10 protein-coding genes and 1 tRNA gene are annotated in these 15,548 nt (G+C 68.8%); 2 read left to right on the top strand and 9 right to left on the bottom strand.

From position 1 onward, the window contains the following. Window positions 1-201 precede the first annotated feature (201 nt). Window positions 202-291, top strand: a tRNA-Ser gene (locus K2R93_20370). Between the two features lie 81 nt (window positions 292-372). Further along, window positions 373-1,836: a glutamate--tRNA ligase gene (gene gltX, locus K2R93_20365; protein ID MBY0492206.1), complete on the top strand. Its 1,464-nt coding sequence runs from the start codon at window positions 373-375 to the stop codon at window positions 1,834-1,836. Window positions 1,837-2,019: 183 nt separating this feature from the next. Here gltX and K2R93_20360 read toward each other — a convergent pair whose 3' ends face one another. From K2R93_20360 to rsmI, 9 genes are all read right to left on the bottom strand, one after another. Next, window positions 2,020-2,763 carry a carboxypeptidase-like regulatory domain-containing protein gene (locus K2R93_20360; protein MBY0492205.1) on the bottom strand — a complete coding sequence of 248 codons (744 nt, stop codon included), beginning with the start codon at window positions 2,761-2,763 and terminating at the stop codon, window positions 2,020-2,022. 6 nt (window positions 2,764-2,769) lie between these two features. Next, on the bottom strand, window positions 2,770-3,714 hold the full coding sequence (locus tag K2R93_20355; protein ID MBY0492204.1) for a hypothetical protein: 945 nt from the start codon (window positions 3,712-3,714) through the stop codon (window positions 2,770-2,772). Between the two features lie 105 nt (window positions 3,715-3,819). Continuing rightward, window positions 3,820-4,446 (bottom strand): fumarylacetoacetate hydrolase family protein, encoded by a 627-nt coding sequence (locus tag K2R93_20350; protein ID MBY0492203.1) that lies wholly within the window; start codon window positions 4,444-4,446, stop codon window positions 3,820-3,822. A gap of 128 nt (window positions 4,447-4,574) precedes the next feature. Beyond that, complete coding sequence (locus K2R93_20345) at window positions 4,575-7,133, bottom strand: hypothetical protein (protein MBY0492202.1); 2,559 nt, start codon at window positions 7,131-7,133, stop codon at window positions 4,575-4,577. 25 nt (window positions 7,134-7,158) lie between these two features. After that, window positions 7,159-8,439: a hypothetical protein gene (locus K2R93_20340; GenBank protein ID MBY0492201.1), complete on the bottom strand. Its 1,281-nt coding sequence runs from the start codon at window positions 8,437-8,439 to the stop codon at window positions 7,159-7,161. A gap of 8 nt (window positions 8,440-8,447) precedes the next feature. Continuing rightward, window positions 8,448-10,286 carry a hypothetical protein gene (locus K2R93_20335; protein ID MBY0492200.1) on the bottom strand — a complete coding sequence of 613 codons (1,839 nt, stop codon included), beginning with the start codon at window positions 10,284-10,286 and terminating at the stop codon, window positions 8,448-8,450. Further along, on the bottom strand, window positions 10,261-13,881 hold the full coding sequence (locus tag K2R93_20330) for a hypothetical protein (protein ID MBY0492199.1): 3,621 nt from the start codon (window positions 13,879-13,881) through the stop codon (window positions 10,261-10,263). The genes K2R93_20335 and K2R93_20330 overlap by 26 nt, the downstream gene beginning before the upstream one ends. A gap of 36 nt (window positions 13,882-13,917) precedes the next feature. Continuing rightward, entirely contained in the window at window positions 13,918-14,628 is a 711-nt protein-coding gene (locus K2R93_20325; protein ID MBY0492198.1) for a DUF4159 domain-containing protein, read from the bottom strand. A gap of 17 nt (window positions 14,629-14,645) precedes the next feature. Beyond that, window positions 14,646-15,506 carry a 16S rRNA (cytidine(1402)-2'-O)-methyltransferase gene (gene rsmI, locus K2R93_20320; protein ID MBY0492197.1) on the bottom strand — a complete coding sequence of 287 codons (861 nt, stop codon included), beginning with the start codon at window positions 15,504-15,506 and terminating at the stop codon, window positions 14,646-14,648. Window positions 15,507-15,548 lie beyond the last annotated feature (42 nt).

Below are 15,548 nucleotides of genomic sequence, written 5' to 3'. Positions count from 1 at the left end.
GTGGTGGGTTCAACCGCGGTAACCCACCACCCACGACCAAGAACCCGAAACCCATGACTGATCAGTTGCAGCATCCCAACGGTTGCCCCCGCCCCGCCCCCCCCACTACATTGTGGATCTGTCGCGGCTCCCCCGAGCCAAGGCGGCGCGCCACCAGCAACTCGTTGCACTGCAATGCGTTAGCTGAAAGGCGTGGGGTTTGGAGAGATGGCCGAGAGGCTGAAGGCACCGGTTTGCTAAACCGGCATAGGGGGTCAACCTCTATCGCGGGTTCGAATCCCGCTCTCTCCGTTCCGCGGGTCCGCTGGGTAGCCGGCGGACCCGCGTTTTATTTGCCCCCTGCTCTTCCCCTGACCTTCGGTCGGTTTTCATATGTCGTCAGCGCCTGCTGCGAAGCGCCCGCGTGTGCGCTTTGCCCCGTCGCCTACGGGCTTTCTCCATGTGGGGGGCGCGCGGACTGCGCTCTTCAACTGGCTCTACGCCAAGAAGTACGACGGCGATTTCCTCCTCCGTATCGAGGACACCGACCGCCAGCGCAGCACCGACGAAAGCACCCGCGCGATCTTCGAAGGGCTCGAGTGGCTCGGCCTCACGTGGGATGAAGAGGTCGTCTACCAGGGCGCGAACGTCGCCCGCCATTATGCCGACGCGCACCGCCTGCTCGAGACCGGCGCGGCGTATCGCGACTTCACGCCGGCGAGCGTGATCGAGCAGCTGCGCGCCGAGGCCGAGGCCAAGGGCGAGGCGTTCCGCTTCGACCGCAGCCTGGCGACGTATAGTGACGCGGAGCTCGCCCAGAAGCTCGCCAACAACGAGCCGTACGCCATTCGCTTTAAGGTCCCCGAGGGGCACACCGAGTGGCACGATCTCGTGCACGAGCGGATTTCCTTCCCGAACAAGGACATCGAGGATTTCGTCATCCTCCGCTCCGACGGCACGCCGGTGTACAACATGGCCGTGGTGAGCGATGACATCGCCGCGCGCGTCACGCTCGTGATGCGCGGCGACGACCATATCTCGAACACCCCCAAGCAGATCCTGCTCTACCGAGCCCTCGGCGCCGAGGAGCCGCAGTTCGGCCACGTGCCCATGATCCACGGCACCGACGGCAAGAAGCTGTCGAAGCGCCACGGTGCGACGGCGGTGGGCGACTATCAGCATCAGGGCTTCCTGCCCCAGGCGATGCTCAACTTCCTCGCGCTGCTCGGCTGGAGCACGGGCGATGATGTCGAGGTGCTCAGCCTCGAGGAGCTGATCCAGCGGTTCGATGTGAAGAACCTGCACGCCAAGGCGGCGGTGTTCGACACGAAGAAGCTGGAGTGGATGAACGGGCAGCACCTCGCGAAGATCGATATTCACGAACTGGCGCGCATCGTGGCGCCGCTCGTGGTGAAGGCGGGCTTTGCGACCGCCGAGGACCTGGAGGCCCGCCACGCGTGGTTCTGCGGCGTGCTGGAGCTCCTGCGCATTCGCGCGCGTCTCACCGACGAGATCGTGACGCAGGCGAAGGTCTTCTTCACCGACGGCGTGGAGTACGACGCCGACGCGGTGAGCAAGCAGTGGCGCGATGCGACGGCCACCGCCGATGTGCTCGAAGCCACCCACGAGCGCCTCGCGGGCCTCGCCAGGTGGGAACCGGCGGCGATGGAGGAAGCGCTCCGCACGCTTGCCGAGCAGCGCGGCATTTCGGGGGGCAAGATCTTCCAGCCGCTCCGTGTCGCGCTCACCGGGCTCACGGTGAGCCCGGGCATCTTCGACGTGCTGCTCTACGTGGGGCGCGAGCAGAGCCTCAAGCGCATCAAGGCGGCGGTGGAGTACCTGCGCGCGCCGGTTTAGCCCGCTCGACTGAGCGCGCGAAATCGATCAGCGGGCTGTGCCTGACCTGCGGAGGGGCGGAGCATTGGCGCAACGGAGACGTCAGTGGCGTCCCTCCGTTGCACCGCGGCTCCGCCCCTCCGCAGGTCAGGTACAGTGCTCATCGGTGTACCAGCGGCCTCATCACCAGTACGGCGCTTCGCTTCAGCGCAACCAGAGCAACACCGTGCCGCACGCGGAGCCGGGGCGATCGCGACCGATCGTGGTGCGATTGAACTTGAGCGGCGTGTTGGTGGGCGTGTAGTACTCGAAGCCGATCACTTCGCGGGTGTCGAGCAGGGAGAGATCATACTCGTCATCGATGACGCCGTTGATCAGCACCTGCGGTGGACAGGCCCGGCCGCTGCGACTGGTGGTGAACTGATGCTTGGCCGTTCCCTTGCGGTTCACGCGCAGGCTGGCGAACCGGCCGTCGAGCAATGACGACAGGGCGCGGTTCTGGTTCTGCGCGAAGAACGTCCAGTCGAGAAAACGCCCGATCCCGAAGGCGCGTCGCTCCTCGAACTCGGCGAGTCGCCCCGCATACACGGCCGGAAGCGCCACCGAGTCGGTGCGCACCTTGGCCAGTTTGGTCGCAATGCGCTCAAGTTCGACATCCGCGTCCACCGTGTCATTCGCGGCGAGTTCGACGCGCATGGTGACCGACTGATAGCCGATCGCGCGCACGATCAGCTCAAAGCGCCCCGCCGGTAACGCCGGAATCGCGTAGGTGGATGCCCCCTCGCGCACGATGGTCGTATCGGCCGCGCGGAACTCCACGGTCGCAGGCACGGCCCGCTTCGATCGCGCGTCGATCACCCGACCACGCAGGACACTGGTCTGCGCGCTGAGCAGCGCGGGGATCACACTCGCGAGACCCAGCCACGCGCACGACCCGCGTCGGCGCACGGTGCCTCAGCGCCCGCTGGGCTGCCCGTTGCTCGTGGGCTTGCCGTCGCTCTTGAGCGGGGCCGCGTAGCTCGCGCTCGGCGCGCGCAGACGCTCGCGGCGCTGCGTGTCGTGCTTCGCGTCCATTTCCTTCACGATGCGCTTGAACTCGGCGTCGCCCATGCCGCGGGCGGCCATGCGCTGAATGTCGGCACTGGCCGCGCTGATGCGCGCGCCGGCCGCCATGCCCACCGGGTTGGCGGACATGCCCGCCGCGGTGGCCGCGTTCATCGGGAGCAGCGCGAGCAGCGCGTTCGGCAGCGTGTACTTGCCGAGGCGGATGCCCTGCTGGTCCCAGCCCCACTTGCGGCCGTTCTTGTCGGTCTTGGTCCAGTCGCCCGGCTGCCGGCCGTACTTGCCCGACGCGCGCGCAATGGAGTCGAGCGAATCGGCGGCGCCCATGATGGCGCTGGCCATGATCGAATCGAGGTTGTCGGCGCGATCGCCGCGGCGCGCCGCGCCGCCGCTGCCATCACCACCGTTGCCGGTGGTGCCGCGCCACACGCGTTCGTCGGTATACCCCGGACGCACGCCGCGCACGTTCGGATCGAGCGCGCCAACGCCGTTGCCGGCGGTGCCGCCACTCCCCGTATCGCGGGGGCTCAGCGGCTTCACCTCGGGCGGTGCTTCCGGTACGCCCGCCGGCGCCACCGTGGGCGCGGGGGGCTGCAGGCGCTCGTCCACCCGACGCGGCACCTGTCGCAGCGCCGGCGGCGGCGTGACCGGCGCTTTGGGGGTCACGTAGGTAAGCCGCTCCTCGGGCATGCGCTCGTTTTCGAAGCGCAGCCACCCCGGCAGCCCATGCCCGAAGGTGAGCACCTGCACCAGCACGAAGCCGATGGCGATGTGCGCGCCCACGGCGAGTGCCGCCACCGATGGGGACAGGCGCTTGCGCTCTGGCAGTCCCTCCACGGCCCGCCGCCGGGGCGCTGTTGGGCGCTCCGGTGGAAGACCCCCGTTGGGGGCCTCAGGCGGGCGGGAGGCGGTCATGTCGAGAAAGATACCCGATTTTGGCCGTCAAGTGCCCGCGACGACCGGATTTTTGATACGGCTGAACCCGACCAGCTCGACCTCCACCTCGTCCCCGGGCCGGATCTGGCCCACCCCCGAGGGGGTCCCGGTGGCGATCAGGTCGCCCGGCTCCAGCGTGAAGTACTGGCTGATGTAGTGCACCAGGAAGGGGATCTTGTAGGCCATGTCTCCACCCTTGGCGTGCTGCACGACCTTGCCGTTGAGGCGGGTGATGACCTCGATGGCGTCGAAATCCGCCGGCGGCGGCACCGGGGTCCCCACCGGCCCGAAGGTATCGAGCCCCTTGGCCCGGGCCCACTGGCCGTCGGCCTTCTGCAGGTCGCGCGCGCTCACGTCGTTGAACGCCGCCACGCCACTGATCGCCGCCACCGCTTCCGCTTCATCCTTGGCCTTCGACAGCCGCTTCCCGATGACCAACGCGATCTCCCCTTCGTAGTCGATGTGGTTCGACACCGGGTGGAGCACGATGGATTCCCCGTCCGCGATCAGACTGGACGCCGGTTTGAAAAAGAGGAGCGGATACGGCGGGACCTCCCCACCCATTTCCTTGGCGTGGTCGAGGTAGTTCTTGCCGACGCAAATGATCTTGGAGGGGAGCTGGCTAAGCGGCATGGGTGGGTTTGAACAGATCGGTTCGGGGTGTGGTGTTCTGGGGTTCGGTGTTCACGGGTAATTGGCACGACAGGTCGCTAGTCCGAAACCCAGCAACCCCAAACCAACGACCCCAAACCCCAAACTGATCAGTTACGCCGCCCCCGATAGAACGCTGACACTTCCCCCCGCACCTCCCCCCACGCTCCCACCACCCGCTTGGCCGGCGGCAGCCCGTCCAGCAGCTCGCGCCCGTACCGCTTGGTCATGACGCGCGGATCACTCAGCACCACCACGCCGCGGTCGGTTGCGGTGCGGATCAACCGCCCGAACCCCTGCTTGAGGCGGAGCGACGCGTGCGGGAGCATGAACTCGCCGAACGCATTCCCGCCGCGGGCTTCGATCGCCTCGCACTGCGCGGCGACAATGGGCTCGGTGGGGACGCGGAATGGCAGCTTCGCAATCAGCAGCCCGCGCAGCGCGTCGCCCGGCACATCCACGCCTTCCCAGAACGTCGCCGTGCCGAGCAGTACCGCGCGGCCGGCGTCGCGGAAGCGCTGCAGCAACACATCGCGCGGCTCCTCGCCGTGCACCAGCAGGGGCCAGCTCGCGCCCTGCCCCGGGCCGCGTAGCCACGCCGCCATCTCGCGCACGTCGCGATGGCTCGTGAACAGCGCAAAGAGCCCGCCGTCGCTGGCCGTCATGAGATCGCGCAGATGGCGGCACACCTGCGCGAAGTGCTCAGCGGCGTTCTCGTTGGGCGCCGGCAAATCCGTCGGCACCACGAGTAACGCCTGTCGCGGATAGTCGAACGGACTCGGAAACACCGCCGTGCGCGTCGGCGCTTCGCGTGCATCGAGCCCGAGGCGCTGCTGCAAGAAGTCGAAGCCCCCGTGGGTCGCCAGCGTCGCACTCGTCACCACGGTGGTCTCGACGCGCCCGAACAGATCCTCGCGCAGGACCGGCGCCAGGTCGAGCGGTACGCAGTGCACCGCGATGTTGCGCTCGTTCGGTGTGGGCTTGCCCTGGAACTCCATCCAGCGCACCACATCGGGGCCCTTCTCCGGTGGGCGGAGCCCCTTGTTGAGCGAGTCGCCCGCTCCCTGCAGCCGCCGGATCACCGCGCGCACTTCCCCAAGGAACGGCGCCATCTCCTCGGCACGCTTCTCGTCGCTCTCCAGGCGCTGCTGCACCACCTGCAGCCCCTGCGCGAGCGCGTCGATCTCCGTGAGCAGCTCCCCCAACGCGCGCTCGATGCCGTTCATCCAGAGCTGGTGCTGCTGGAAGTCCTCGGTGAGACGCATGACGGGGCCGCTGTGCATCTCGAGCACCGCACCCAGCAGCTCAAAGAGCAGCTGCGTCCGATCGCGCGCGGTGAGCGTGCTCGAGAACAACCGCTCGCGCACGAGATCGAGACTCGCCACCGCGAGCAGGTCGTTCATGCCGCCCAGCTTCGCCGCGAGCGCCGGCAACAGCCCCTTGCCGCGCCGCTCCAGCCGATTGAAGAGCCGCGCCAAGGCACGTCGCGTGATCGAACTCCCAAGGTGCGACCCGGCCGCTTCCTCGAGATGATGCCCTTCGTCGATCACCAGCCGCTTGTATGCCGGGAGCACCGCCGCATCATCCCAGTTCTGCACCTGACGCCGCACGGCGACGTCACTCAGCAGCAGGTGATGGTTCACCACCACCACATCGGCCACCGCCGCTTCGCGCCGCGCCTTGAAGAGGAAGCACTTGGCGTAGAACTCGCACTTGAGCCGCCCGCAGAGATCGGGCTCGGCGGAGACTTCGTCCCACACATCGGGGCGTGGGGGATCGGGCAAATCGGCGAGCGAGCCGTCGGTGGTCTTCTCCGCCCATGTGCGCAGCCGCTCCACTTCGGCGCTCGCGTCATTCTCGAAGAGCGCCGCGCCAGCCCCGGTGGCCTGCTCCAGGCGATAGAGGCACAGATAGTTCCGCCACCCCTTGAGCAGCGCGAACCGCACCTCCTGATCACTCAGCGCCTTCTGCAGGAACGGGAGGTCCTTGGTGACCAGCTGCTCCTGCAGCGTGATCGTCGCGGTACTCACGATCGTGCGCTCGCCGTTTGCGGCCGCCCAGCGGAGCGCGGGCACGAGATAGCCGAGCGACTTGCCGACGCCGGTGCCGGCTTCGAGCAGCGCCACGCCGCCATCGTTGAAGGTGTCGGTCACCGCCGCCGCCATCGCGCGCTGCGCCGGGCGATCTTCGTAATCGCGCGCCCCGTGCAACTGCCGCATGGCCTGCGCCACGAGGCCGTACGGCCCGAGCGTCACATCCACCACATCGGGATCAACCGGCGTGAGGACCTTGCCCTTGGGCACCTCGGCCACGATGTAGACCCGCGTCGCATCGTTGTCCACGATGCCAAAGCCCACGCCGTTGCCGTGGAAGCGATACGCCACTTCCATGTCGGCGTCGCTGGGTGTGAGCTCCCCGCTCGGATGGTTGTGCAGCAGCAGTTCGCCGCGCTCGGCGCACCCCGGCAGCGCGAGCACACTCTGCACATCACCGGCCGCAACCTTGCGCGCGCTGATGATCGTGCCGTCTTCATCCACGCCGCACACGAAGCAGACTTCGTTGCCGCCGTGCAGGCGAATGGTGCTGCGAATCGACGCGGCCGCCTTGGTGGACAGCCGCGCCTCGCCGATCGGTTCGCTCGTGCTCGAGCGCGCCCGTTTTGCCTTCATGGCCACTGCGTGCTCACCGCGCCGCTCAGGTCTTGCGCGGCTTCTTCTTGGCGGCCGGGAACAGCACGTTGTTGAGAATCAGCCGGTAGCCCGGCGAATTCGGATGCAGCGACAAGTCCGTCGGCGGGCTGCCGATGGCGTGCTGCGGGTCCTCGGGATCATGGCCACCGAGGAACGTCCACGACCCCTTGCCGTAGTCGCCGTGCAGATACTTGGCCCACGGGGCGCCGTCTTCCTGCGCCAGAATGGTCACAGTCGGCTTGATCACGGCCTTGTTGAAGCTCGTGGTCACGCCAAAGAAATCGGGGATTACCGTGCGATGATCCTGGACCAGCATGGTCGCGACCGGGTCGAGCTTGGCCGAGAAGCCAAAGAGCGTGAACGCGCCGAGCGGCTGCCGGCGCGACGGCACGTTCACCTGGTGGCCGTCGATGTCCGACAGCGCGTTGATGTACGGGCTCGGTTCGATGTGGGCCCCGCTGAAGGCGAGCGCACGCGTCCAGTCGAGCTTCGCATCGGCATCGCCCTGCACCGGCGTCCCGTCGGAGTAGGGCCCGGCGATATCGACATTGAGCGCCGCGATGCCGAGATCGAGCGATTCGGTGGCGCCGCACATGGCGAAGAGGAAGCCGCCGCGATCCACGAAGCCGCGGATGTTGTCCGCCACCGCCTTCTTGAGTGCCGGCACATCGTTCTTGCCGAAGCGCTTGGCCATGCCCATGTCCCGCTCACGCTGCGCCACGAACCACGGCGCATCGCGATACGCGAGATAGAGCTTGTTGTACTGACCGGTGAAGTCTTCGTGATGGAGGTGCACCCAGTCATACTTGCTGAGTTCCCCGTTCATCACGTTGTCGTCCCAGATGCTCGTGAAGTCGATGCCGGCGTAGGTCAGGGCCAGCGTCACGGCGTCGTCCCAGGGTGGCTGATCGACGGGGCGATAGATCGCAATGCGCGGCGACCGCTCGAGTACCACCGCGTCCATGTTGCCGCCGGCGATCTCGCGACGGATCGCCGCCACATCGCCATCGGTGACCGGTTCGACGCTCACGCCTTCGAGGGCGGCACGCTTGCGGACATCGGGGACATCGGGCAGCAGAAACGCGCCGCCCCGATAGTTGAGCAACCACTCCGCCTTCTGACCGGCCTTGAGCGCCTGATAGGTGACCCCGTAGGCCTTCAGGTGATTGCGCTGGCCGTCGTCCATGGGCACGAGCAGCTGCTGCGCCATCGCTGGCATGACCGCGACGACGAGCAGGACCGCGGCACGCAGCAGCGGGTGCAGAAAGTGGCGAGGCGAACGCATCCCGAATACTACCGTGAAGTGCGGGGAAAGTCTCCGGCCTGGCCGGCGTGCATCGCACCGGCGTCCGGCGGCACGGTACCACGCAGCCGTTCGAGCTCCCGTCGGGCCTGCGGCGCGAGCGCGCTCGTGGTGTACTCCACGAGCAGCTGCTCGAGCTTGGCCGTTGCGCCCGCCTTGTCACCCGCATCACGGAGCTGTCGCGCCCAGGTGAGCAGCGCTTCGGGGGCTTCGGGGCTCTTGGGATAGTCCTTCACCAGGCGCTCCCACATCGGCCCGGCACTCTTCGCGGGGGTGAGCCGTGCCGAGAAGGCGAGCAGCGCCGGTGCGGCGGTGCCGACCGAATCGGCCAGCGTGCGAAAGCGCGCCGCCGCCCCGGCCGAATCGCGCCGGGCGAGCAGCTGAAAGGCCTGCCCAAGACTGGGCTGCACATCGAGCCGGACGCGCGCCAGGACGCCCAACGCGTCGACCAGCTCGGGGCGTTGCGTCGCCGATCGCACGAGGCGCTTGCGCGCGGCAGCGAGGTCGCCGTCGTACAACGCCACCCAGCCGGCCATCTCGTCGTCATCGAGCAGCTCGGGGTCCTTCATGAGCGTTTTCGCGCGCGCCACATCACCGCTGCGCAGCATCGCAATCACCAGCGGGCGCGAGAGCGCCGCGCGCGCCGTGGCGTCGAGCGCCTTCCCTTCCTTGTCCATGCGCTGCTGCGCTTCGTCCACGCGCCCGAGCTCGCCGAGCGCGGCGATCTCAAGGCCGAGGAGCGCCTTCGCTCGAGCGGTCGCATCGCCGGGGGCCGGGCGTCGCAGCAGGGCGAGTGCGGCCGTAGCATCACCGGCGCGGATCGCGGCATCAGCGGCGCGGCGCTGGCTCTCGAGGTCCGGCTTGCGGTCGAATACCGCCGTCCACGCATCGCGCGCCACCAGCCAGCTCTCGCCCAACTCGGCGCGTTCGCCAAAGGCGCGCCAGGAGGCCAGCGTGGAATCGTCCACCGGCGTGACCGCCCCGAGCGCCTGCCAGGCGCGGCGCGGTTCACTCCAGGCAAACTCCAGCTGACTGAGCAAGCGCCGCGGCAGCAGCGCCACCGGTGGCGCGATGAGCACCGCGCGGATCGAATCGCGCGCGGCCGCCGGCGCACGCCCCAACCCGAACAGCGCCGCCGTTTCGAGATACGGCTGATCGATGAGCGCCTCGCGATACGCCACCGCCGCGGCATTCCAGCGTTGCAGCGACACATTGAGCTGCGCCGTTTCGCCCGAGAGCGCGCCCTTCATGCCCATCAGGCGGCCGGCTTCGTTGAGCAGACTGTCGGCCGCGAGCGCGCGTCCCTGCCCCATGAGCAGGCGCGCATACTCGCGAAATGGCGTGGCGTCGTTGCCCACGGCGCGTCGCCAGGCGGTAAAGGCGGCCTGTGCATCGTCGGCGCGCCCCAGCGTCACGAGGGACCGCAACACGATCCCCCGCGCAATGGGATCAGTCGGGCGCACGACGATCACGCGGCTCACGATCGGGACCAGCGAATCGAGTGCGCCCATGTCCACCATGTTGCGCTCGAGGCCGAGCAACGCGAAGGCGATGCGGTCACCATCGGGCGCGCCGGCCTGCAGCGCCTTGTCGAGCACGTCGCGATAGGCCTTCGACGCCGCCTTGATGTCGTTCTTTTCTTCGGCGGCGAGGGCGCGGGCCATCGGATCGGTGGTATCCGGCTTGACCGTCTGCTGCGGCGAGCGCGTCTCGGCGCTCTGCGCACGCACCGGCGCGGCGCGCAGCAGCAGCGCCGCGCCCACGACCGCGCCCATCACGCGCGCGGCCGTACCGATCCGCCGCTTACGGCTGCTTGCCGTCGGGACCATTCAGCCGCTTGAAGTACTCGATGACCAGCCGACGTTCGTCGGCGCCCAGCCCGCGCAGTTCGTTCCACGTGGGCGGTGCGAACTTGCTGGCGTTCTTGCCCGACATCGGCCCGCTCATCGTCCCGCCGGCGCCGGCCCCGGTGCCCGCCTTCGCTTCCCGCGGCCCCTGATCGTCGCGCTCCTCCTGCTCCAGAAAACGCCCCGCGTCGAGGAGACGGCGGTACAGCTGCTGCTGCCGCTGCGCGACGCTCGGATCGAGCCCGTTGCGCTCGAGCTGCTGCGCCAGGTTCTGCGCTTCCTTGGCCAGCGCGTCGGTGCGTCCGGTCTCGTCGTTGTCCGACACGTCGTTCAGCGTGCGCGCCACTTCGCGCTGCTGCTTGGCCAGCACCCGCGCCTGCTGCCGGGCCGCCTCGCCCTGCGCGCCACCCTGCAGCGCATTGAGCCCCTGCATCTGGCTGTTGAGCTTCCCCTGCTGCTGCGCGAGCTGCTTGAGCTGGTCCATCATCTCCTGGAAGCCCGACGCCGAGTTCGCGTTGTTCACCTTCTCGCGATCGCGCACGAGCGACGACAGCGCCTGATTGAGCGCCTCGGTGGCGTCCTTCATGGCGTTCTGCGCCTGCTGATTGCCATCCGGCGTCTGCGGCTGCTGCATCGCCTGCGTGGCCTGCTGCACCCGCCGCTGCGCCTCACCCATCGCCTTCTGCGAACGCTGCGACAGCAGCGACGACGACCGCCCCGCCTGCTCGAGCCGCTCGGCGGCCTGCTGCACGCCCTGCTGCAACGCGCTCTGTTCGCCCTGCATCCCCTGCGCGCCCTGCTGCCGTGCCTTCTTCTCGAGCTCGGCCTGCTGCCGCGCCAGCTGCATCGTCTCGTTGATGGACTGATCGAGCTGATCGCTCAACTCGCCCTTCCACGCGTCCACCTGCGCATTGCGCGCGTCCTGCAGCTGCTGCGCCGCCTTCTTCATGGCATCGGCCGCACGGTTGGCCTGATCGGCCGCCGAGGGCTGCCCGCCCTGTTGGCCTCCCTGCTGCCCGCCCTGCTGTTGCCCGCTCTGCTGGCCGCCCTGCTGCTGCTGTCCCTGTTGTCCCTGCTGCTGTCCTTGTTGTCCCGCCGAAGGCGGCCGCTGTTGTCCCTGTTGTCCCTGCTGCCCCTGCTGATTCTGCTGGCCCGGCTGCTTCTCCTGCTTCCCATCCTGCGACGCCGCCGACTGCTGCTTGAGCGCGCGCTCCAGCGCATCGCCCGCTTCCTTCACATTCGGCTGCGCCTCACGCGTCTTGCTGGCCCCCTGCTTCGCCCCCGCTTCTTCGAGGCGCTTGGCCAGCGACTGCAGCTCCTTCTCCAGCTGCTTGGTGCGATCGGCGAGCGTGCGCGCGTCCTCCTCACTCGCTTCGCCCTTCTGCCCGTTCCTCTGGCCGGCCTGCTGCCCGCTCTGCTGCCCCGCCTGCTGACCGCTCTGCTGCCCGGGCTTCTGCCCGCCCAGCTGCTTGCTCAGGTTCTGCTGCCGCTCGGCCAACTCCGACGCATCGTCCTTGAGCGTCTGCATCGCGCCTTCGAGCGCCGCCCGCTTGAGCATCTCGGCGCTCTTCTCCAGCTGCTCGCGCATCCGCTTCTGCTGCTCGGCGAGCTGCTGCATGCTCTGCTGCGCTTCGGTGCCGCTCAGGCGATCCGTGTTCTTGTTAAGCTGCTCGAGCTGCTTCTGCATCTCGGGCGTCATCGCTTCGCGCAGCATCTTCTGGATGTCGCGCATGCGCCCGGCGAGCGTCGTATCGAGCGCGTTGGCGTTCTTGAGGCGGTTCTCGAGCTCCTTGGCGCTCTGCCGCAGCGAATCCACACGCGCGCTCATCTGCTGCTGATCGCGCGCCATCTGCCTCGCCTTCTCGGCCTGCTGGAAGCTCATCGACTTGGAGTCGCTCTTCCCACCGGCCGACTGGTCGCCGTTCTTGAGTTCGCGGTTCCGCGCGGCGTCCCCCGTGTTCTGGGCCAGCCGCTGTTCCTGCTGGGCAAGGCGCTTGGCCTGCGCCGCCAGCGAGTCCGCCAGGTCGCGGGCAATCGAGCGCTGTTCAGCGAGGCTCGGCACGCGCAGTACAATCTCGGCGCTCGTCACCTGCTGGTGCCAGGGCGAATCGTCGGTGGCAATGGCGGTGACGTGCAGCTTGTCACCCGGCTCCAGCTTGCGGCCATCGAGCGGAATCGTGGCGCCGCCTTCAAAGATCGGCGCGGCGGGGGACGCCACCTCGAGCTTCTCGCGCACCACGGTGCCACCACCACCGGCGGCCTCGCGCCAGAGCTGGAGCTGCACATGCCCAACGCCGTGGTCGTCCGTGGCGTCGATCAGAATGGGCACCACGCCGCTCGTTCCGATCGCCGTGTCCGACTCCGGGCTCACGATCGCAATCTCGGGCGGCTGGTCGGGGATGATCGTGAACGGCAAAGCGTCGGGCAGTTCGGGCGGCAGCACCGCCCCATCGGCGCGCGGGGTGGCCTGCGCCGCCCACGTCCACGTCCCCTCGCGATCAATCGCGATCACGCCTTCCGCCGGCGTCCCATCGCCGCTCGCCGCGAGCGCCGTCAGCCGCACCGTGTCGCGCCCGTCGGTAATCGCCGCGTCGCGCGCGCCACCACGCAGCATCACATGCACCCGGATGCGCGTCCCGCGCGGCACGCGCAGCGGCGGCACGGGCTCCAGCGTTTCGTCGGCGCGGCCGAGATAGCCAGGGTACATCGCGCGCAGCGCCACATCGCCGAGCCAGCCGCGATCCTCCACGGTGAGCGTGGCCGAGAGTTCCGGCGCGCGTCCGTCGTTGACGCGAATGGTCGTCGCCGAACGGATCGGGCCCAACGCAAATGGCACGCGGCCACTCGCCGGCACCGTGATCGTGCTGTCGCGCCACGCCTCGCCTTCCGCGCGGCGCGAAATCGTGATCTGGCGACGCCCTTCGGCGTTCACCGTGAGCGTCAGCGGCATCCCGCGCGGCACCGACGTGGGCACCTTCTCGAACGCCAGCGCCGGCAACAGCGTGCCGCGCCAGGCGCCAATCGGGTTGGTGGCCGCGGCAAAGCCATCGGGAGCGATCGTTGCACTCGTGCCCAACACGCCCGCGCCCAGTACCGCGGCGCCCGCCGCGACCAGCAACGCCTTCGTCAGCCCGGCTGCGAACTGCGGTGCCAGTGCGCCCGCGTTGAGCCGCCGCGCCACGTCATCCGCTGCGCGCGCGCCGAGCACGCCGGTATGCGACACTTCGAGCGCGCCCATGAGCGAACCGGCGCGCAGCTGCTGCTCCTGCTCCACGGTGCCGGCCAGCGCGCGCACCGACAGCTGCGCGGTAAGCGCTCGCTGGCGACGCACGTACATCACGACCGCCGCGCCGATCCCGAACGCCATGGCGAGCAGCGGCACAACGCGCGGCGCCACCATCCATCGACCGCCGGCCAAACCGAACGCCGCCACGCCCAGCACGAAGAGCGCGACCGCCACGCCCGCGAGCACCGCCGACGCCATCGCGCGCACCTGCAGCGATTGCTGCTCGGCGCGCAGGCGATCAGCGAGCGACGAACGCGGGACCGACAGGCCGGACAGAGCGGGAGCAGTCATGCCGATGCCGAAAAGAGACGAAGTAGAAAACGCCGGTTACGGCGTCACGCGGCTGGTGACCGCGTACGTGAACAGGTTGATCCCCATGCGCAGCGCCGACTCGTGCAGCGCCGGCGGATCGGCGTACGTCCCCACGTCTTCCCACCCATTGCCGAGGTCAGCCGAGAACGTGTAGTACACCGCGAGCCGATTGCCGATGAAGATGCCGTAGCCCTTCGCCGGCTTGCCGTCGTGCTCGTGGATCTTTGGCACGCCGCCCGGCAGGTCGTACACGAGATGGTAGATGGGGTGCGACAGCGGCACCTCGACCATCGGGCGATCGGGGAAGACGCGCGCGATCTCTTTGCGGAACGATTCGTCGAGCCCGTAGTTGTCGTCGGCATGGAGGAAGCCGCCACGCGTGACGTACTCACGCAGGCGCTTCACTTCCGCGTCGCTGAACTTCACATCCCCGTGTCCCGTCATGTGCAGGAACGGGTAGTCGAACAGCGCCGAGTCGGTGAGCTTGACCTTGGCCTCGGTACGCTCGATGGGGAGCGACGTCCGTTCGGCGATCGCCTTGATCAGGTTGACCAGGCTGGACGGGTTGGCATACCAGTCGCCGCCGCCCTCGTACTGGAGGCGGGCAATCGCGAGGCGCCCGGGGCCGGCCATCGGGTACGCGAACGGCCGCGCCGCCACGAGCCCCGGCAGGAGCAGCGTCGTCGCAATGAGGGACCCACGGAGAAAACGCTGCCGAAACCGCATGCCGGAATGAAGTAGGGCTAGGTGTCGTGCGCGAGGCGGTACGCGAGATTGCGGCTCGCCCCGTGTTCGTCCATCAGCATGCGGACAATGTCGCGAGGGCGGAAGCCTTCGGCTCGCCACGCCGCAGCGGCCGCGCGCAGGCCGTCTTCCGTGGGTTCGGTGGCCGTGGCGCCCGCGAGGACGATCACGATCTCCCCCCGCGGAGGGACGTCTCGGTAGTACGCAGTGACGTCAGCCAGCGTTCCGCGACGGATTTCCTCGAAATGCTTGGTCAACTCGCGGGCGACCGCCACCGGGCGCCCCTCGCCTGTGACACTCGCCAGCTCCTCCAGCGTTTCCACCAGGCGGTTGGGCGACTCGAAGAGCACGACGGCGTGGGGGAGCCGGGCGGCCATCGCCAGCAGGTTCTCCCGCTCCTTGCCCTTGCGGTCAAGAAAGCCCAGCACGGTGAACGGGTGGGCGGCGAGTCCGGAGGCCACCAGTGCGGCCAGCGTGGCCGATGCCCCGGGAATGGGGACGACCCGGATGCCTTCCGCGGCCACGGTCTGGACCAGTCGCCCTCCCGGGTCGGAGACCAGCGGGGTTCCGGCGTCGGTGACGAGCGCGATCGCCTCGCCTTCGCGGAGGCGGGCCAGCAGGCGCGGGGCCATGCTGGCTTCGTTGTGCTCATGGACCGCGAGGGTCGGCGTGCGGATGCCGTAGCGGTCGAGCAGCGCGCGGGTGTGCCGGGTGTCCTCACAGCAGATCACCGCCGCCTGCTGCAGCACCGCGAGGGCGCGCAGCGTGATGTCCCCCAGATGTCCGATGGGCGTACTCACCACATGGAGCGCCCCGGGGATGGCCGCGTCGGGCCAGAGCGTCGCCGCCCGGGCGGCCACGTCAGGGGCCGAAGCCTCCGACGCCGCCGGCCCGGGCGCGTC

This window comes from Gemmatimonadaceae bacterium (assembly GCA_019752115.1).
In the GTDB taxonomy this organism is placed as follows: domain Bacteria; phylum Gemmatimonadota; class Gemmatimonadetes; order Gemmatimonadales; family Gemmatimonadaceae; genus Gemmatimonas.
The sequence above is the reverse complement of the archived record's forward strand: the minus strand, read 5'-3'. Positions and strand labels throughout refer to the sequence as shown.